This is a genomic window from Streptomyces sp. NPDC037290 (assembly GCF_055603245.1).
Map to the genome: position 1 here is coordinate 391,808 of NZ_JBVJVZ010000005.1, position 18,229 is coordinate 410,036.

General features: G+C 71.4%; 17 protein-coding genes. 13 read left to right on the forward strand and 4 right to left on the reverse strand.

Features of this window, described 5'->3' with window-relative positions:
* Window positions 1–14: 14 nt before the first annotated feature.
* Both ACZ7HQ_RS20460 and ACZ7HQ_RS20465 read right to left on the reverse strand, forming a co-directional pair.
* Window positions 15–839, reverse strand: coding sequence for an ABC transporter permease (locus tag ACZ7HQ_RS20460; protein WP_470991491.1), 825 nt, complete (start codon window positions 837–839; stop codon window positions 15–17).
* Window positions 836–1,756: an ABC transporter ATP-binding protein gene (locus ACZ7HQ_RS20465; RefSeq protein ID WP_470991494.1), complete on the reverse strand. Its 921-nt coding sequence runs from the start codon at window positions 1,754–1,756 to the stop codon at window positions 836–838. The genes ACZ7HQ_RS20460 and ACZ7HQ_RS20465 overlap by 4 nt, the downstream gene beginning before the upstream one ends.
* A gap of 132 nt (window positions 1,757–1,888) precedes the next feature.
* Here ACZ7HQ_RS20465 and ACZ7HQ_RS20470 point away from each other — a divergent pair, with 132 nt between their 5' ends.
* The 13 genes from ACZ7HQ_RS20470 (at window position 1,889) to ACZ7HQ_RS20530 (ending at window position 16,319) form a co-directional block, all read left to right on the forward strand.
* Entirely contained in the window at window positions 1,889–3,100 is a 1,212-nt protein-coding gene (locus ACZ7HQ_RS20470) for a sensor histidine kinase (RefSeq protein WP_470991497.1), read from the forward strand.
* Window positions 3,097–3,759: a response regulator gene (locus ACZ7HQ_RS20475; protein WP_470991500.1), complete on the forward strand. Its 663-nt coding sequence runs from the start codon at window positions 3,097–3,099 to the stop codon at window positions 3,757–3,759. Before ACZ7HQ_RS20470 ends, ACZ7HQ_RS20475 begins: the two co-directional genes overlap by 4 nt.
* Window positions 3,760–3,818: 59 nt before the next feature.
* A complete protein-coding gene (locus tag ACZ7HQ_RS20480; RefSeq protein WP_470991503.1) occupies window positions 3,819–5,411 on the forward strand; it encodes an acyl-CoA carboxylase subunit beta in 1,593 nt (530 codons plus the stop codon).
* A 257-nt stretch (window positions 5,412–5,668) separates the two neighbouring features.
* Window positions 5,669–6,934 carry a beta-ketoacyl-[acyl-carrier-protein] synthase family protein gene (locus ACZ7HQ_RS20485; protein ID WP_470992241.1) on the forward strand — a complete coding sequence of 422 codons (1,266 nt, stop codon included), beginning with the start codon at window positions 5,669–5,671 and terminating at the stop codon, window positions 6,932–6,934.
* Complete coding sequence (locus ACZ7HQ_RS20490) at window positions 6,931–8,151, forward strand: ketosynthase chain-length factor (protein ID WP_470991506.1); 1,221 nt, start codon at window positions 6,931–6,933, stop codon at window positions 8,149–8,151. The genes ACZ7HQ_RS20485 and ACZ7HQ_RS20490 overlap by 4 nt, the downstream gene beginning before the upstream one ends.
* Window positions 8,152–8,258: 107 nt before the next feature.
* Window positions 8,259–8,483, forward strand: coding sequence for an acyl carrier protein (locus ACZ7HQ_RS20495; RefSeq protein WP_470992244.1), 225 nt, complete (start codon window positions 8,259–8,261; stop codon window positions 8,481–8,483).
* A 154-nt stretch (window positions 8,484–8,637) separates the two neighbouring features.
* Complete coding sequence (locus ACZ7HQ_RS20500) at window positions 8,638–10,416, forward strand: acyltransferase domain-containing protein (RefSeq protein ID WP_470991509.1); 1,779 nt, start codon at window positions 8,638–8,640, stop codon at window positions 10,414–10,416.
* Window positions 10,413–10,637 (forward strand): DUF6059 family protein, encoded by a 225-nt coding sequence (locus ACZ7HQ_RS20505; RefSeq protein WP_470991512.1) that lies wholly within the window; start codon window positions 10,413–10,415, stop codon window positions 10,635–10,637. The genes ACZ7HQ_RS20500 and ACZ7HQ_RS20505 overlap by 4 nt, the downstream gene beginning before the upstream one ends.
* Before the next feature lie 191 nt (window positions 10,638–10,828).
* On the forward strand, window positions 10,829–11,752 hold the full coding sequence (locus tag ACZ7HQ_RS20510; RefSeq protein ID WP_470991515.1) for a Dyp-type peroxidase: 924 nt from the start codon (window positions 10,829–10,831) through the stop codon (window positions 11,750–11,752).
* A 172-nt stretch (window positions 11,753–11,924) separates the two neighbouring features.
* On the forward strand, window positions 11,925–12,884 hold the full coding sequence (locus tag ACZ7HQ_RS20515; RefSeq protein WP_470991518.1) for a cucumopine synthase-related protein: 960 nt from the start codon (window positions 11,925–11,927) through the stop codon (window positions 12,882–12,884).
* Window positions 12,885–12,938: 54 nt separating this feature from the next.
* Window positions 12,939–13,985, forward strand: coding sequence for an NAD(P)/FAD-dependent oxidoreductase (locus ACZ7HQ_RS20520; RefSeq protein ID WP_470991521.1), 1,047 nt, complete (start codon window positions 12,939–12,941; stop codon window positions 13,983–13,985).
* Window positions 13,986–14,007: 22 nt separating this feature from the next.
* On the forward strand, window positions 14,008–15,804 hold the full coding sequence (locus tag ACZ7HQ_RS20525) for a carbamoyltransferase family protein (protein WP_470991524.1): 1,797 nt from the start codon (window positions 14,008–14,010) through the stop codon (window positions 15,802–15,804).
* Between the two features lie 32 nt (window positions 15,805–15,836).
* Window positions 15,837–16,319, forward strand: coding sequence for an SRPBCC family protein (locus ACZ7HQ_RS20530; protein ID WP_470991527.1), 483 nt, complete (start codon window positions 15,837–15,839; stop codon window positions 16,317–16,319).
* Window positions 16,320–16,436: 117 nt separating this feature from the next.
* Here the strand turns inward: ACZ7HQ_RS20530 and ACZ7HQ_RS20535 are convergent, their stop codons facing one another.
* Together ACZ7HQ_RS20535 and ACZ7HQ_RS20540 are read right to left on the reverse strand one after the other, a co-directional pair.
* On the reverse strand, window positions 16,437–16,760 hold the full coding sequence (locus tag ACZ7HQ_RS20535) for a hypothetical protein (RefSeq protein ID WP_470991530.1): 324 nt from the start codon (window positions 16,758–16,760) through the stop codon (window positions 16,437–16,439).
* 817 nt (window positions 16,761–17,577) lie between these two features.
* A complete protein-coding gene (locus ACZ7HQ_RS20540; protein ID WP_470991533.1) occupies window positions 17,578–17,913 on the reverse strand; it encodes a deoxyxylulose-5-phosphate synthase in 336 nt (111 codons plus the stop codon).
* Window positions 17,914–18,229: the final 316 nt, after the last annotated feature.

The following is an 18,229-nucleotide window of genomic DNA, read 5'->3' on the forward strand; positions in this document are numbered from 1 at the left end:
CCCTGGAGGGGCGGTCACACGTCGCGGCGCCTCACGACGAGCACGGCGAGTGCGACGGTGATCAGCGGCCAGAGGGCGTACACGAGCCAGGAACCGGAGACCGTGGCGGTGTAGGCCAGGGATCCGGGGTCCGGCGTCCAGGTCTCGACCAGGCGCTTCCAGGCGGCCGACACCAGCGCGTGTCTGACGTCCGCGGTCCAGCGGACGTCCTCCGAGAACATGGTGGGCAGCATCAGCAGGACGAAGACGCTGGTGACCATGGTCGCGGCGGCGTGCCGGAGCAGAACGCCGAGGCCGAGACCGACCAGTGCGCAGACCGGGGCCAGCAACGCGGATGCCGCCAGCGCCCGGAACACCCCGGGGTGGGTGATCGGAACGCCGGCGTGACGCCCGTTCAGAACGGCCTGCGAGATCAGGAAGGAACCGGTGGAGGCGACCGTGCCGGCCGCCGTCCACAGCACCGCGGTGACGGCCGCCTTGGCCAGCACCACCGAGCCGCGGGCGGGCACGGCCACGGTGGTGGTGCGGATCAGGCCGCTGCCGTACTCGCTCACCACGGTGAGGGCGCCCATGCAGGCGGCGACGAGAATCAGCGTCCAGGAACCGGCCGGCGGGTAGGCGTCGTAGGACAGGAAGCCGGCGGGGCCGGAGCCCGTGGTGTGGTCCGCCGACGTGGCCACGGCGGCGGAGCCGATGACGAACACGACGGTGAGGGCGATCGTCCACGGGGTGGAGCGCAGGGACCGCGCCTTGATCCACTCGGCGGCGAACAGGTCACGGAAGCGCGCGGGCGGCCCGTCGGTGCGGGGGGTCGGGCGGGCGGGGGCGAGTGTGCTCATCGGGTCGGACCTGCCAGGTATTCGAGGCTGTCGGCGGTCAGTTCCATGAAGGCCGCCTCCAGTGAGGCGGTGCGGGTGGTCAGCTCGTCCAGCGGGATGCCGTTCTCGAAGGCGAGCGCTCCGACCCGGTCCGCCGGGAGTCCGGTCACGGCGAGCCTGCCGGCGCCGGCCGAGCCCTCCGGCTCGACCGAGGCGCCCGCCCTGGTCAGCACGGCCGCCAGCGCGGCGGCCCGCGCTGTGGCCACCACGACGCGGCCAGGGGTGGCACGGGCCGCGAAGGCCTGTACCGACTCGGCGGCGATGAGGCGGCCCCGGCCGATGACGACCAGCTGGTCGGCGGTGTTCTCCATCTCCGACATCAGATGGCTGGAGAGGAAGACCGTGCGCCCCTCGGCGGCCAGCCGTCTGAAGAGCCGGCGTACCCACAGCACGCCCTCCGGGTCCATGCCGTTGACCGGCTCGTCGAACATGAGCACGGGCGGATCGCCGAGCAGGGCGGCGGCGATGCCCAGCCGCTGCTTCATGCCGAGGGAGAATCCGCCGACCCGGCGGTTCGCCACCTCGCCCAGCCCCACCTCCTGGAGCACCTCGTCCACCCGGCGCCGCGGGATGCCGTTGCTGCGGGCCAGGGCGCACAGGTGGGCGCCGGCGCTGCGGCCGCCGTGGACCTGTCCGGCGTCGAGGAGAGCGCCGACGTGCCGCAGCCCGCGCGGACGGCGGTGGAACGGGACGCCGCTGACGGTGGCGGTGCCGGCGGTGGGTGCGTCCAGACCGAGGATCATCCGCAGGGTCGTGGACTTGCCGACCCCGTTGGGGCCAAGGAACCCGGTGACCTGGCCCGGCCGCACGGTGAAGGACAGCCGGTCGACGGCCGTTGTGCCGCCGTAGCGCTTGGTGAGTTCGTTGACTTCGATCACGGCACCCACACTGCCGAGCGGACCCTCGTCCGGGCATGGGGCCGTGGGCGGCAATCGGACGGCCGGCCTTGGCCCGTGGGCGTACGTCCCCGGGCCGATGCCGCGCGGACAGCGGCTGGTTACTCTCGCCGCATGGATGCGAGACCGCGGGAGGCCGGACCGCCGATGACCACGACGGGGGCCATGGCCCGGGCAGGGGGCGGTGCGCTGTACCTCTTCCTGCTGGGCCTGCTGGTGGGGGGTGCTACGCGGGCCTCGGGCACGGTCCACGGCGTCGGGTCGCTGCTGGCTGCCGGCCTGCTCCTCGGCCTGCTGCGACGGATGCCGTGGCCGGCGCTGGCCCTGACCCTCACCGGATCCGCAGCCGTGGTGGCGCTCACTCCCCACTCCGCCCACGCGGGCCGGGCGGTGTCGTTCCAGGGCGAGTTCCTGTCGTTCCTGGCGGTGGACCTCGTCCTGGGCTTCATCGTCGCCACCCGCGCCCGGCGGGCGTCGGTCGTCGCCGTGGCCGTGTCCTTCACCGTGCAGGCCCTGCTGATCGGCGGGTTCGCGCACGGGGACAACCTGAGCGTCAACGGCGTGATCGCCCTCCTGGCGCTGGCCGCCGCCTGCATGGCCGGCCTGCTGACGCGCGAGCGGCGCGAGCACGCGGTGGCGCTGCGTTCGCAGGAGGTGGCCGAGGCCGTGACCGCCGAACGGCTGCGGATCGCACGGGAGTTGCACGACATGGTCGCGCACAGCATCGGCATCATCGCCATCCAGGCCGGGGTGGGGAGCCGGGTCATCGGGACGCAGCCCGACGAGGCCCGCGAAGCGCTGCGCGCCATCGAGGCCACCAGCAGGGAGACCCTGTCCGGCCTCAGGCGCACCCTGGTGGCGCTCCGTCGGACCGACCCGGGCGAGGCCGCCTCGGGGCGGGCACCGCTCGCGCCCTCGCCGGGGCTCGACGACGTCGAACGGCTGGCGGCGGCGACCGCGGACGCGGGCGTACACGTCGACGTCCACCGCAGCGGAAAGCAGCGTCCTGTGCCCGCCGACATCGGCCTGTCCGCCTACCGCATCGTGCAGGAGGCCCTGACCAACGTGGTGCGCCACGCGGGCACCGGGCGTTGCCGGGTGGCCATCGACCACGGGGACAGGGAGCTGTCCGTGGAGGTCGTCGACGACGGCCGCGGCGCCGCCGGGAACGGCCCGTCCCACGGCTTCGGCCTCGTCGGCATGCGGGAGCGGGTCGGTCTGCTGCACGGCCACTTCAGCGCCGGGCCACGCCCCGAGGGCGGCTTCCGGGTGGTGGCCCGGCTGCCGCTGCCCGAACCCGTCGCGGCCGCGGTGGAGGCCCGGTGACCGTCCGGCTCGTGCTCGCCGACGACCAGCCGCTGGTGCGGTCGGGGCTGCGCGTGATCATGGCTGACCACCCCGACCTGGAGGTCGTCGGTGAGGCCGCCACCGGCGCGGAGGCGGTCCGACTGGTCACGGATCTCGCCCCCGACGTCGTGGTGATGGACATCAGGATGCCCGGCATGGACGGGATCGAGGCCACGCGGCTGATCACGGCCGGCCCGGCGACGACCCGTGTCCTCGTCCTGACCACCTTCGACGAGGACGACCACGTCTACGGCGCGCTCCGAGCGGGCGCGAGCGGTTTCGTGGTCAAGGACATGGCGCTGGACGACATCCTCGCGGCGATCCGTGTGGTGGCCGCCGGTGACGCACTGATCGCGCCGAGCGTGACGCGCCGTCTGATCGCGGACTTCGCCCTGCGGCCCGCCGCTGCCCCGCAGCGCCCCGCACCGCCGGTCGACGGCATCACCGAACGGGAACGGGAAGTACTGACCCTGGTCGGACGCGGCCGCTCGAACAGCGAGATCGCGGAGGACCTGTTCATCACGGTGGCCACCGCCAAATCGCACGTGTCACGACTCCTCACCAAACTGGGTGCCCGGGACCGCGTCCAGCTCGTGATCACCGCGTATGAAAGGGGACTTGTCACACCGCCCCGCTGACGTTCGCGCTGCCGGGGCGTCTCCAGGCGCGTTCGAGGTGGCGGGCCTACGTTCGGCCGATGACGATCCTCGACGACCACCTCACGGTCTCCTCAGCCGCCCCTGACCTGCGTCGAGCCGCCGCGGAACTGCGGCGCATCAAGGAGGAGGTGAGCCGCGGCCCGGATCCCGAGGCCACCCGGCGCCAGCACGCGAAGAACAAGCTCACCGCCCACGAACGGCTGGCCGTCCTCTTCGACGAGGGCACCTTCACCGAGATCGAGCCGCTGCGCCGGCACCGCGCCACCGGCTTCGGCCTGGAGGACAAGAAGCCGCACGGCGACGGCGTGGTCATCGGCTGGGGCCTGGTCCACGGCCGTACCGTCTTCGCGTACGCCCATGACTTCCGCGTCTTCGCCGGGGCGCTCGGCGAGGCCCACGCCGCCAAGGTGCACAAGGTGATGGACCTGGCCGAGGCGGCCGGAGCACCCCTGGTGTCCCTCAACGACGGCGCGGGCGCCCGCATCCAGGAAGGCGTCACCGCGCTCGCCGGGTACGGCGGCATCTTCCGCCGCAACGTCGCCGCCTCCGGCGTCATCCCGCAGATCAGCGTGATGCTCGGCCCCTGCGCCGGCGGCGCCGCGTACAGCCCCGCCCTGACCGACTTCGTGTTCATGGTGCGCGAGACCGCCCAGATGTTCATCACCGGGCCCGACGTCGTCCAGGCCGTCACCGGCGAGAAGATCACCCACAACGGCCTGGGCGGCGCCGAACCGCACGCGACCGCCTCCGGCGTCTGCCACTTCGCGTACGACGACGAGACCGAGTGCCTGGAGGACGTCCGCTTCCTCATCTCGCTCCTGCCGTCCAACAACCGCGAACTGCCGCCCGCCGCACCGAGCGCCGACCCCGCCGACCGCCGCACCGAGGCCCTGTGCGAGCTCGTACCCGCCGAGCCGGGCCGCTCGTACGACGTCCGTGACGTCATCGAGGAACTGGCGGACGACGGCGAGTACTTCGAGGTCCACGAGGCCTGGGCCCGCAACGTGGTGTGCGCGCTCGCCCGCCTGGACGGGCACACCGTCGGCATCGTCGCCAACCAGCCTGCGGTGCTCGCCGGTGTGCTCGACATCCACGCCAGCGAGAAGGCCGCCCGTTTCGTCTCCACCTGCGACGCGTTCAACATCCCGCTGGTCACCCTCGTCGACGTGCCCGGCTTCCTGCCCGGCGTCGACCAGGAGCACAACGGCATCATCCGGCACGGCGCGAAACTGCTGTACGCGTACTGCAACGCCACCGTGCCCAGAATCTCCGTGGTGCTGCGCAAGGCGTACGGCGGCGCCTACATCGTCATGGACTCCCGTTCCATCGGCTGCGATCTGTCCTTCGCCTGGCCCACCAACGAGATCGCCGTGATGGGCGCCGAGGGCGCGGCGAACGTCATCTTCCGCCGGGAGATCAACGCCTCCGACGATCCCGAGGCCGTACGGGCGCAGCGCATCAAGGAGTACAGGACCGAACTGATGCACCCCTACTACGCCGCGGAGCGCGGCCTGGTGGACGACGTCATCGAGCCGGCCGAGACCCGCTCCGTACTGATCCGCTCGCTGGCCATGCTGCGCGGGAAAAAGGCCGAAGTACCCGCCCGCAAGCACGGCAATATCCCCACCTGACCTGCACGGATGCAGCGTCCACGCGGACGCGAGCGGCCATCGAGCCCCTGCCCGTTCCATGGGATGCACCGGATACGGCGGCGCGTCACGAGCGGGCGGCCGTCCGGGCCGGCCGGCCGGGGCGAGACCCCATCCATGGCAGCCCCGGCCGCCGTGACACCCCAGTGCTTTGGACGAAGGGATCGACAGTGGCCCGCACAGTTCCATCCGGCAGGGAGTGCGCGAAGCACCCCGCCCCGTCGAAGGCGAGGTAGATGATGCGTCGAGTTGCCATCACCGGACTGGGCGTCGTGGCCCCTGGCGGGATCGGCGTCAAGGAGTACTGGGACCTGCTCACCGCAGGCCGTACCGCCACCCGCACCATCTCCTTCTACGACCCCTCCCAGTTCCGCTCCCGGGTCGCCGCCGAGTGCGACTTCGACCCGCTGGCCGCCGGCCTCTCCCAGCAGGAGACCCGGCGCCTGGACCGCGCCGCGCAGTTCGCGGTCGTCTCCACCCGCGAGGCGCTCGCCGACAGCGGCCTCGACGTCTCGGCCCTCGACCCGGGCCGGATCGGCACCTCGCTCGGCAGCGCGGTCGGCTGCACCACCAGCCTGGAACGCGAGTACGCGGTGGTCAGTGACGGCGGCCGCGAGTGGCTCGTCGACCACGAGTACGCCATTCCCCAGCTGTACCGGCACTTCGTGCCCAGTTCGATGGCCGCCGAGGTGGGTCAGGCGGCCGGCGCCGAGGGCCCCGCGGCCGTGGTCTCCACCGGCTGCACCTCGGGCCTGGACTCGCTCGGCCACGCGGTGGAACTGATCCGCGAGGGCACCTGCGACGTGATGATCGCCGGAGCGACCGAGGCCCCGATCTCCCCGATCACCTCCGCCTGCTTCGACGCCATCCTCGCCACCACCCCGCGCAACGACACCCCCGAGAGCGCCTGCCGCCCGTTCGACAGGACGCGCAGCGGCCTGGTCCTCGGGGAGGGCGCGGCGGTGCTGGTCCTGGAGGAGCTGGAGAGCGCACGGGCCCGCGGCGCGCACGTCTACGCCGAGATCGCGGGCTTCGCCCAGCGCTGCAACGCGTACCACATGACCGGTCTCAAGCCGGACGGCCGCGAGATGTCCGAGGCCATCGACGCCGCCCTCGCCGAGGCCCGGATCGACCCGTCCGCGATCGACTACATCAACGCGCACGGTTCCGGCACCAAGATGAACGACCGCCACGAGACGGGCGCGTTCAAGCGCAGCCTGGGCGAGCACGCCTACCGGACCGCGATCAGCTCCATCAAGTCGATGATCGGGCACTCGCTCGGCGCGATCGGCTCCCTGGAGATCGCCGCCTGCGCCCTCGCCATGGAGCACGGTGTGCTGCCGCCCACCGCCAACCTGCACGAGCCGGACCCCGACCTCGACCTCGACTACATCCCGTTGACCGCCCGTGAGAAGCAGACGGACGTCGTCCTCAGCGTGGGCAGCGGCTTCGGCGGCTTCCAGAGCGCGATGGTCCTCGCGCGACCGGAAAGGAGCATCGCATGACCACGACGACCGTGGTGACCGGCCTCGGCATCGCCGCGCCCAACGGTCTGGGCACCGAGGACTACTGGAAGGCGACACTGGCGGGCGAGTCGGGCATCGGCCCGGTCACCCGGTTCGACGCCACGCGCTACCCGTCCCGGCTCGCCGGCGAGGTGCCGGGGTTCGTCGCCGAGGAGCACATCCCCAGCCGGCTCATGCCGCAGACCGACCACATGACCCGCCTCGCCCTGGCCGCCGCGGAATGGGCCCTCCAGGACGCCGGTATCGACACCGGGGACGTGCCCGAGTACGGCATGGGCACGGTCACCTCGGCGTCCGGCGGCGCCGTCGAGTTCGGCCAGCGCGAGCTGCAGAACCTGTGGAGCAAGGGCAAGGAGCACGTCAGCGCCTACCAGTCCTTCGCCTGGTTCTACGCCGTCAACACCGGCCAGATCTCCATCCGGCACAAGCTGCGCGGCCCCAGCGGCGTGCTGCTGACCGAACAGGCCGGCGGCATCGACGCCATCGGCCAGGCCCGCCGCCACGTCCGCAAGGGGTTCCAGGCGGTCGTCTCCGGAGGCGTCGACGCGGGCATCTGCCCCTGGGGCTGGGTCCCGCAGCTCGCCACCGGCCTGATGAGCACCGAACAGGACCCGGCCCGCGCGTTCCTGCCCTTCTCCGCCGACGCGAGCGGATACGTGGTGGGGGAGGGCGGCGCCATCCTGGTGGCCGAGGACCTCGCGGCGGCCCGCGAGCGCGGCGCCTCCCACGTCTACGGCGAGATCGCCGGGTACGCCGCCACCCTCGACCCCGCCCCCGGCTCGGGGCGCCCGTCCGGCCTGACCAGGGCCGTCCGCACCGCCCTCACCGACGCGGGACTCACCCCCGCCGACATCGACGTCGTCTTCGCGGACGCCGCCGGAGTCCCGGAGCTGGACCGGGCCGAGGCCGAGGCCCTCGCGGAGGTGTTCGGCCCGAACGCCGTACCGGTGACCGCACCCAAGTCGCTGACCGGGCGGCTGCTCGCCGGCGGCGCCGCCCTCGACGCGGCCACCGCCCTGCTCGCCCTGCGCGACGGGGTGATCCCGCACACCGCGGGCGTCGACGCGGCCGCCGCCGACTACCCGATCGACCTGGTCACCGGGGCGCCCCGGGAGGCGGACCTGCGCAGCGCGCTGGTTGTCGCCCGCGGTCACGGCGGCTTCAACGCCGCCCTCGTCGTACGCCGTACGGCGTGACCACCCTTCGCCACACCCTGAGTCAGGCACCACACCCATCACCCAACGGAGGACCCACCGTGACCACCACCACGAGCACCACCGTCACCCTGGCCGACCTGACCCGGATGCTGCGCGAGAGCGCGGGCGAGGAGGAGGGCATCGACCTGGACGGCGACGTCCTCGACACCCCCTTCCTGGAGCTCGGCTACGACTCGCTCGCCCTGCTGCAGGTCATAGGCGAGGTCCAGCGGACCTACGGCATCAGCGTCCCGGACGACGCGGTCGTCGACGCCGAAACCCCTCGGGCGCTGCTCGAGCTCATCAACTCCGGCCAGGACAGCGCGGCCTGAGCCGGACGGTGCGGGCCGCCCCGATTCCGGATCCCCCGCCGCCAGGGGCGGCCCGCACTCCTTCCCCGACCCGACTCCTCCCCCCACGCCCCCTGGTTCCTGTCGATCCCTGCCCCACCCGCCGCGGCGGTCCGCGGCCCACGAGGAGGTACCCATGCCGCTGACGGCTGACAGCGCGGTGATCCGGAGGCTGATGGTCCGTCCGGGCCCCGCGGGAGAGGACAGGGCGCCCGTGCCGGCGTCGGCCGCCGCGGTCTCCGCGGTGCTGCGGGCCTTCGGCCGCTCACCGCGCGACCTGCCCGTACGGACCGTCGTCTACGTCGGTGCGCACGCCCCGGACCCCGGACTCGCCCCCGAGCACGAGGGCTTCGCGGTGCGGACCGCCTCGGCGCCCGGCCGCGCCCTGCGCCTGGCCCACCAGGAACTCCACGACGGCACAGCCGACTTCGCGCTCGTCGCCGGATTCGACGAGCCCGAGCCCGGGACCATCACCGTCTACGCCGTGAAACGCGCCGCGGAGGCGGTCGCCGACGGCGACACCGTCCTCGGCATCCTCGACCTCACCGCCGATCCCGACACGGCGCCGGAGCTGACGGCCCTGTCCCACGGCCGTCGTGACACCGACCCGGGCCGGCACCGGCTGCTGCTGTGGTCGGGCCGGGACGAGCAGGACGAGCAGCGGGTGCGCGGCGAACTGCTGCCCCTGCTCTCGGGCCTGCACCACGAGGCGTTCCCGGCGCTGCCCACCGTGGTCCCGTGCGGCAGCGAGCCCGGGACGGTGCGCGGCGCCGCCGTCACCGTCGCCGCGCTGGCCGCCGCGACCGTGCACAAGGCGAAGGCGGTCACGGCCGGGCGGCCCCGGCCGGTCGCCCTGCTCTTCCCGGGCCAGGGCTCCCAGCACCACGCGATGGCGGCCGGCCTGTACGGCCGGGAGCCGGTGTTCACCGCCGCCTTCGACGCGGCCCTGTTCCACATGGGCGACGAGGGCCCGCGGATCCGCACGGACTGGCTCACCGACGGCCGCCCCCTGATCCCCGTCGACGACGTACGCCGGGCCCAGCCCCTCCTCTTCGCGGTCGACTACGCCCTCGGCCGCATGGTGATCGGCTGGGGGGTGCGCCCCACCGCGGTGCTGGGCCACAGCGCGGGCGAACTCGTCGCCGCGGCCATCGCCGGTGCCGTCGCCCTGCCCGACGCGGTCGCCATGGTCATGGAGCGCGTCCGTGAGGCCGTGAAGATCCCCTCGGGCGGCATGCTCGCGGTCGCCGCGGAAGAACACCGCCTGCGCCCCTACCTCCGCGACGACGTGGCCATCGCCGCCGTCAACGCCAACCAGCAGACCATGCTGGCGGGTTCCGCCGAACCACTGGCCGAGATCGCCCAGGCACTGCGTGCGGACGGCCACACCGTGGTCACCGTACCGGCGACCAGCCCCTTCCACTCCCCGGCGATGGCTCCCGCCTCCGAGGCCGTGGAGGCGGCCTACCGGGACATCCCCCTGCGCCCGCCGACGCTGCCGCTGTACTCCGGCTACACGGGCGAACTGCTGCGCCCCGAAGAGGCGGTCAGCCCCCGCTTCTGGGCCCGCCAGATCACCGACACCGTCTACTTCAAACAGGCCCTGGAATCCCTGCTCGCCGCCGACGACATGCTCCTGGTCGAGGCGGGCCCCCGGCAGACCCTGACCGCCTTCGCCCGCCGGCACCGCGCGGTACGCCTCGGCGCCAGCGCCGCCGTACCGCTGCTTCCGGGGCGTCCCGGCACGGCCGAGGCCGACCGCCAGTCGGTCCTCACCGCGGCCGCCCGGCTGTGGACCGAGGGCCACGTCCCCTCCCCGGTCGCGCTGTCCGCCCTGTGGACCTGGAGCGCCGACCCGCCCACCGCCCACCGGACCACCGCCCCCACCCTGCGACTCGCCGCGGCGACACCATGAGGAGCACGACGGCGACGACGGCGCTGCGCGTCCTGAAGGCGATCTACGGCACCCTGGTCGCGGCGGGCCGCATGTACGTCTGGATCCCCCTCACCGACCTGCACCCCGAGCCGTCCGACCCCCCGCCCCACCACCCCGAACGCCTCCGCCCCGACGTCCCCCTGACCGCGTACGAACGCGCCCTGGAACGCGAGCTGACGGCGGACAGCCGACTGCTCTGACCACCCCCGGCGCACACGCGAAGCACCCCTCGGAGACGCTCCGGGGGGTGCTTCAGCGATCCAGACCTCTGCCCGGCCTCTCCCGGCCGGGTGCGAACCCGGTCCTCTCCTCTTCGGCAGGCGCGTCGGGGAACCGGGCGGGAAAATGGACCTGCCCCGGCCGGCTGCTGCATGGCGGGAGGAGCGGACATGTGGTGCTCACGGCGGTCGCGCCCGACTCCCAGCGCCTGGCGGCGGCCGTGGACCGCGCCCGGCCCGCCTACGACCGCCTCCCCGGCGTGACCGCGATCTGGCGGCAGGACTGCCACGCGCTGCCCACGGAGAAGGAGCACTTCGGCTACCGCGACGGCGTCAGCCATCCGGCCGTCGGGGGCAGCGGCATCCCGGGCTCCAACCCATGGGAAGAGCCGTTGAAACCGGGGGAGTTCGTCCTCGGCTGCCGGGACGAGATCGGCGGCGTCCAGACGCCGGAGCCCACCGTGCTGGGCCGCAACGGCAGTTACGCGGCCTTCCGCAAACTCCACCAGGACGTCGCCGAGTTCAGGCGCTACCTGAAGGCCAACTCCACCGGGCCCCAGGACGAGGAGCTGATCGCGGCGAAGATCATGGGCCGCTGGCGCAGCGGGGCCCCACTGGCGCTCGCCCCGGAGCACGACGACCCGGCGCTCGGTGCCGACCCGCACCGCCGTAACTCCTTCCTGTACGAGCGGGACGATCCCACGGGTTACCTCACTCCCCGCGGCTGCCACATCCGCCGGGGCAACCCACGCGACGCCTCGGTGGCCGGAGAGGTACGACTGCACCGCATGATCCGGCGCGGCGCCGTCTACGGGCCGCCGCTGCCCGAGGGTGTGCTGGAGGACGACGGAGCGGATCGCGGTCTGATGTTCGCGTTCATCGGGGCCCACCTGGGGCGGCAGTTCGAGTTCGTCCAGTCGGAGTGGATGAACGACGGGATCTTCTTCGGGGCGGGCCATGTGAAGGACCCCGTCGTCGGCTCCCCGGACGGCGAGGCCGGATTCACCATTCCCCGGCGGCCGTTGCGACGGCGCCTCGCCCCGCTGCCCCGGTTCGTCGCCACCCGGGTGGCGAGTACTGCTTCCTGCCGAGCCTGAGTGCCCTGCGCTGGCTGGGGGATCTCCGCCACTGAGCCGGCCATGGTTCTTGTAGGATCATACGAACTCCAGGTCACGGGATGATCAAGTTTCATGCTTTCCATGCGTGGCTGAAACAAGCCCGTTGGCGATGTACTCCTCGGACAAGCCGAACCAACGAACGGGGAAAGCCTTGTCCGAGAAGCTGCCTGGCCGTCAGATCGAGATCTCCTGGCCCGACCTCGGCATCACGGTCACCGCCGACCTTGACGACCGCAATCCGGCACTCGCCGACGCGCTGTGGGAGTCCCTGCCGTACCGGAGCCTGCAGGGACACGCCCTCATCGCGGGCGAACACCTCTACCACGTGGCGCCGATACCCGCGCTGCTGCACACCCCCCACGCCACCCGTGTCCCCGACCGGCGTGAGGCCCCCGACGGCACCGTGTTCCTCTCCGGGCTGCAGCACCTGGGCATCAAGTACGGCACCCTGACCGAGCCGATGCCCGCCACCCCCGTCGGCCGGATCCGTGAGGCGGACATGCCCGCGCTGCTGGAGGCCGGGGCCGCGATCTGGGACGCCGTCTACTCCACGAAGAAGCAGATCCGTGCCGAGGTCCGCCGCGCGGGCGAGCCGGGCGGCCACCGCATCCCGACGCTCCACGCCACCCACACGGACGCCCACGCCCTGATCGCCGACATCGTCGCCGAGACCGAGAAGATCTGGCTCGAGCCCCCGGCCGAGCTCGACGACCTCCACCAGGGCATCATCCCCTCCCAGGCGGGCAACTTCGGCACCGTCCTGCCCACCCTGCTGTTCGTCAACGGCGAGACCCGGCCCCTGGGTTACGCCTCCTACGGCGGGCTCGTCCGCGCCGCCGTCCAGGACATGCCCATGGACGCCCTCGTCCATATGACCCGCCTCCTCGTCGGCGTCCCCGCCGAGTTCCTGGGCTACTGCGGCCTGGAGAAGCTGTGGGCGTTCACCCAGCGCTTCCTCGCCGTCCTGGACGACCTCGACCGCGACGACTTCTACGCCGTCACCAGCCAGATGGCCCTGTACATCAACTGCCTCGGCGGCTGGAACCTCCAGCTGTACCCGTGGGAGACCGGGGACCACCTGCGCCAGCAGGGTGCCGAGAAAGCCGCGTAGCCGTGCCCGGAGCGGAGTCCGCCGAGGAGAACCAGACCACAGAGAAGGAAGACCTTGAGCGCCCTGCCTGCCCGCGCTGACGCCGTCGTCATCGGCGGGGGAGTGATCGGAACCTCCGCCGCCTACCACCTCGCCGAAGCCGGCGTGAACACCGTGCTGCTGGAACGCGGAAGCCTCGGCGGCGGGGCGTCCGCGCACACGGCGGGCATGGTCCGCACCTACTTCCCCGGCAACCCCGGCACCGGTCACATGGCCGTGCGCAGCCTGAACGCCTATCACGACTTCGCCCGCCACACCGCGACCCCCCTCGCCCTGAAGCGGCTCGGGTTCATGGTGCTGTTCACCGACGAGCAGCAGATCGCCGAGTTCGAGGCCGGCCACCAGGCCCAGCAGGCCGTCGGCGTGCAGGTCGGCCTGATCAGCGCCCGTGAAGCGTCCGGACTCAACCCGCTGGTCAACGAGCGCGCCGTCCTGGCCGCCGCCTGGTCTCCCGAGGCGTACCACGTGGACGGCCTCGACATCGTCCGCGGTTACGCCGCCGCCGCCCGCAACCACGGCGCCCGCCTGTTCACCCACACACCCGTGACCCGCATCGACGACGACAACACCGTCCACACCCCGCAGGGCGGCATCAAGGCGGACAGCATCGTGTGCACGGCCGGCCCCTGGTCCGGCGAGGTGGCATCCATGGCATCGGTCGACCTGCCGATGAGGCCGCATGCGATCGAGATGCTGTTCACCGACATCCCGCCCTCCGCGCACCGCGAGATGCCCATGACGATGCACGCCGCATCCGGCCTGCGGATCCGCTCATGGAGGGACCGCATCCTCCTCGCCATGGGCATGCCCAAGGTCGGCGAGACGCGCGACGCCTGGCTCAGCCGCATCGCCGGCCACCTCGGCACGCTGTTCCCCGCCCTGGACGGCATCGGCCTGCACCGCGCATGGAGCGGCGACTTCGACGCCAGCCCCAACAACACCGCCTTCATCGGGGAACACCCCACCCGCCGTTTCCTGTACGCGGCCGGATTCACCGGCGCGGGTCTGTGCCAGGCACCCGCGGCCGGGGAGCAGCTCCGCGACCTGCTGATCGCCAAGTAGCCCCATAACAGGAAAGAATGCCGTGATTGTTCTCGGATGTAATGGTTTCAGCCGGGTGTCGGAGTTCTTCTCCGAACGCCTCGGCGCGACCGGCATCAACAAGCATTACCTCTTGGGCCACGACGCCGCCGCCGCACTCCTGATCGACGGCCGCCTGGTCGCCGCGGTGGAGGAAGAGCGCCTCAACCGGGAGAAGAAGACCACCGACTTCCCCGTGAACGCGATCGACTGGTGCCTGAAGGAAGCCGGGATCACCTTCGACGACGTCGACCTGTTCGCCTTCCCCTGGAACTGGTCCACCCAGGTCCTGAACGAGCTCCTGGACGGCATCCGCACCTCGCCGATGCCGCACGACGCGAAGACCCGCCTCATGAGCGACATGGCCGACCTGTTCGACCAGGTCGTCAGCCACGAAGCGATCCTCGCGGACTTCGAGGCCCGCACCGGACACCGCCCCGACCCGGCCAAGGTCCGCTTCGTTCCCCACCACCTGGCCCATGCCACGACCGGCTACTACCTCGCCGGCATGAAGGACTCCGCGTTCCTCGTCAGCGACGGCCGCGCCGAACGCTTCTCGACCTTGACCGGCGAGATCCGCGACGGCCGGATCACCGTCTTCGACGACACCGTCACCGGCGCCCAGTACTCCATCGGTACCCTGTTCTCCGCCATCACCCGCTTCCTCGGCTTCGTCCCCAACAACGACGAGTACAAGGTGATGGGCCTGGCCGGATACACCGCGCCCCCGACTCCGAACCCGTTCGTCGAGCACCTCCTGACGCTGCACGACGACGGCCGCTACTCCTTCACCAAGCCCCTCCAGACCGACAACCTCCACAGCCACGACGCCCTGTTCGAGGAGTACTTCGGACCCTTCGAGGACACCCTCGAGTACAAGGCCCGCGTCGCCGCCGCCGCGCAGCAGATGCTGAACGTCGCCACCGCCCACCAGGTCCACCACCTGGAGAAGAGGACGGATCTCGACCGGCTGTTGTTCGAAGGCGGCGTCGCCCTGAACTGCCTGAACAACACCCCGATGTTCGAGGGCTCCCGCTTCGAGGACATGCAGGTCAGCTTTGGCGCCTCGGACACCGGCATCACCATCGGAGCCGCGGCTCACGCCTGGCTCCACCACCCCGGCACGGACTCCGCGAGCATCCTCGCCGCAGCCTCCGCACCCGTCACCCCCTATCTGGGCCCGGCCTACGACGAGGCCGCGATCGAGGAGGCCCTGGAGGGTTTCGCCGGCCGTGTGGTCGTCTCGCGCCTGGACGATGACGAGGTCGTCGAGCAGGTGGCGAAGCTGTTGACGAAGAAGGTCGTCATCGGCTGGTTCGAAGGCCGCATCGAGCACGGGCCGCGCGCGCTGGGGCACCGCAGCATTCTCGCCAACCCCGGTTTCACCGACATCAAGGACGTCATCAACACCCGGGTCAAGCACCGCGAAACCTTCCGCCCGTTCGCTCCCCTCGTCCTGGAGGAGCGGGCTCCGGAGATCTTCGACATGGGGCGCAAGACCAGCTCCCCGTACATGACGTTCGTCTTTCCCGTCCGCGACGAGTACAAGGACCGCATCCCCGGCGCCGTCCACGTGGACGGCACCTCCCGTATCCAGACCCTGACGGACGAGGGAACCCCCCGGCTCACGGCGCTGCTGCGGAGGTTCACCGAACTCACCGGCACCCCCTGCCTGATCAACACCTCGTTCAACGTCGCCGGCGAACCCATCGTCTGCACGCCCACCGACGCCCTGAACTGCTTCATGGGCACCGAGATCGACTATCTGATCCTCGGCAACCACCTCATCGCCAAGAACTAGAAGAACCAAGTAACCGGAAGGAAGAGCACCCCGTGCCGACGATCCAGCGCAAGCACACCATGTACCACTCCACCATCCTGGAGGCCGACCCGGACACCGTGTGGGCGACCGTCCGCGACGCCATGCAGATCCTGGACATCGTGTCCCCGGGCGACCTGGACATCCACCGGGACGTCAGCTGGGTGGAGGGCGGCTCGGTCGACACGGTCCCGGCCCGTTACGACTTCAGGCTCACGCTCAACGGCCGCCTCGTCCAGCAGGAGATCGCCGCCCGGGACGAGATCAACAGGACCCAGTCCTACCGGGCCATCGCCCCCACCAGCGGAGTCGCCAAGTACGAGGCCACCATCCGCGTGTTCCCCATCACCAACGACCCGGCCCGCAGCTTCTTCGACTGGTCGCGGACCCTGGAGATCGCCGAGGACGCCGACCTGGATGTCGTCGAGCGCATCATCGACGTCATGGAGAAGCAGACCGACGCTGTACGGGACCACTTCGCGAAGACCACGAAGTGAGTTCCGCAGGGAAGCCGCAATGGCCTTCCTGCCGACGGTGACGTTCGCAAGTAGAGGTCGAGGGCCCCGGACCAAGATCGGCCCGGGGCCCCTGGGTACCACGGCGACCTGCGTGCGCTATTTACCGAGGACGACGGTGTTGTCGCACCCCAGTCGTGAGCCGACGTTGGTGCTCTGCGGGCCAGGGGAGCCCTTGCCGTTGAACTGGTTGCCCTCCCGGCCGTTCTCGTACCCGAACTCGCCCTGCACGTCGACGTTCTCTTCGGCCGTCGTGCACGAGGTGCTCTGATTCATGACGATCGTGTTGCTCTCTCGACCCTGCTGCTTGGTCCCGTGCCCGTGCCCGTGCCCCTGCCCGTGGGCGTAGGCGGTGCCGGCGCCGAGGAAGCCGACGGTGCCGAGGAGGACGGCCACGACAGCCGTCTTGCGAGTCTTGCGCATGTCTTCTCCGAGCGTTGAAGCGGACGCGTAGGTGATCCGCCACGTCATAAGGTGACGAGAGGCTAATGCTCAAATGTCCGACATCCGCTCGTCGGCACGCCGGATCGTCTGATCAACGAGCGCGGGCGCCGGCCTGCCTGGCGGCTCAAGTTCCCGTTGTGATCAAGGAATTACAAGACCGGACACGGGGCGTCGGCGCTCCGCACAGAACCACCCGTGTGGCCGCGCCGCGAGGCCCGGGCGGCGTGGGCCATTTGGCGCTGGACCAGGGGAGCCGACGAAACTCCGGGTCACAGTCGGTGAGTTCGCATCACGGCGGCGACACAGCTCGGCGACCTCCCGGGCCGTGTACGAGGTTGGTGCGGTCGTGGGAGGCGGTGAGAGCGGAGCACTGCGCCTGGCCGGCCCGGTGGCGGCATGTTGATATGACCGCCGGGTCCACCTCGTTGACGGTGGGGTGCTGAGGGAGTGGTCACCTGCTTGAGAACTGGACCTACGGACGGCGAGATGAGCAGCCCGCTGCCCGGGCGGTCAGATCAAGGGCGCCCTGGCTGCCTTCACCCGGCACCTGCACGCGCACTACGGGCGCGGCAACTGGCCGATGAATTTCGAGTGGGCCACCGACCCCGACTCCACCTATCCGGCTGAGCGTTCTACCGTCTCGACAAGGCGAATGCCGCTCGCTGGCAGGAAGCACGCGCCATGGCCCAGTGCGCTCGGCGGGGCGGCATCGCCTCCGACAGTGTTCCGGCCGCCGCACGCGTGACAGCAGAGGCCGTTCCGTCGGCGTGGCGGAGCGATCCCCGCTTTCGGGCTGCTAGGGAAGGTCGCGGCGGACCAAAGCCTGAGCGAACGGTTCTCCGGTGGCTCGGGCGTAGGCCATCCGCCCGCGTACCTCGCTGAGGGTGCGTGGACGGTAGCCGGGGCCGCCGCAGCAGCTCTTGTGGAAGCGCACGCCGGCGTGCAGCAGCACGGAGAGGATGCGCCAGGCGGCGGTGTCCCGCCTCCTGGGTGCCGCGAAGGCGGAGCCGACGTGGATCAGCGGTTCGGCGCAGCGTGGACAGACCCGGTCGTGGTCGTGATAGCCGGGGTAGGGCTGCTTGTACGACGCCCGGCAGGGCAGGCAAACGTACGAGGTCTTTCCATGCGCCATGCGGCAAGGGTAGAGCTGCCGCAGGGTCGGACTCGACAGATTTCCGGCCTGCTGCCCAGGCTCTTCGGCAAAGGCAGGCGGCGACGGCCGGCCTCGCGTGCAGCACGACGGCCGCCTCCTTCATCTGCTCGTCCGCCTGGCCGTCGGCCTTCCGTCAACCCCGGACCTCGTCAACGCGATCCTGCCGCACGGCGCGATCGCCTGACCATGGTTCGGAACGGCCTGGTCCTCGGCGGCCGGTACGAGCTGGCCGAGAAGCTCGGTCACGGTGCCGTGTGAGGGCCAGCGGGCGTACCACTTGGCCAGGCAGCGGCGG

Excerpts from the sequence above, each read along its gene's own strand:
- ACZ7HQ_RS20490 (WP_470991506.1), top strand. The coding sequence starts at position 6,931 with ATGACCACGACGACCGTGGTGACCGGCCTCGGCATCGCCGCGCCCAAC.
- ACZ7HQ_RS20460 (WP_470991491.1), bottom strand. The coding sequence starts at position 839 with ATGAGCACACTCGCCCCCGCCCGCCCGACCCCCCGCACCGACGGGCCG.
- ACZ7HQ_RS20480 (WP_470991503.1), top strand. The coding sequence starts at position 3,819 with ATGACGATCCTCGACGACCACCTCACGGTCTCCTCAGCCGCCCCTGAC.
- ACZ7HQ_RS20470 (WP_470991497.1), top strand. The coding sequence starts at position 1,889 with ATGGATGCGAGACCGCGGGAGGCCGGACCGCCGATGACCACGACGGGG.
- ACZ7HQ_RS20540 (WP_470991533.1), bottom strand. The coding sequence starts at position 17,913 with ATGGCGCATGGAAAGACCTCGTACGTTTGCCTGCCCTGCCGGGCGTCG.
- ACZ7HQ_RS20500 (WP_470991509.1), top strand. The coding sequence starts at position 8,638 with ATGCCGCTGACGGCTGACAGCGCGGTGATCCGGAGGCTGATGGTCCGT.
- ACZ7HQ_RS20505 (WP_470991512.1), top strand. The coding sequence starts at position 10,413 with ATGAGGAGCACGACGGCGACGACGGCGCTGCGCGTCCTGAAGGCGATC.
- ACZ7HQ_RS20485 (WP_470992241.1), top strand. The coding sequence starts at position 5,669 with ATGCGTCGAGTTGCCATCACCGGACTGGGCGTCGTGGCCCCTGGCGGG.
- ACZ7HQ_RS20535 (WP_470991530.1), bottom strand. The coding sequence starts at position 16,760 with ATGCGCAAGACTCGCAAGACGGCTGTCGTGGCCGTCCTCCTCGGCACC.
- ACZ7HQ_RS20495 (WP_470992244.1), top strand. The coding sequence starts at position 8,259 with ATGCTGCGCGAGAGCGCGGGCGAGGAGGAGGGCATCGACCTGGACGGC.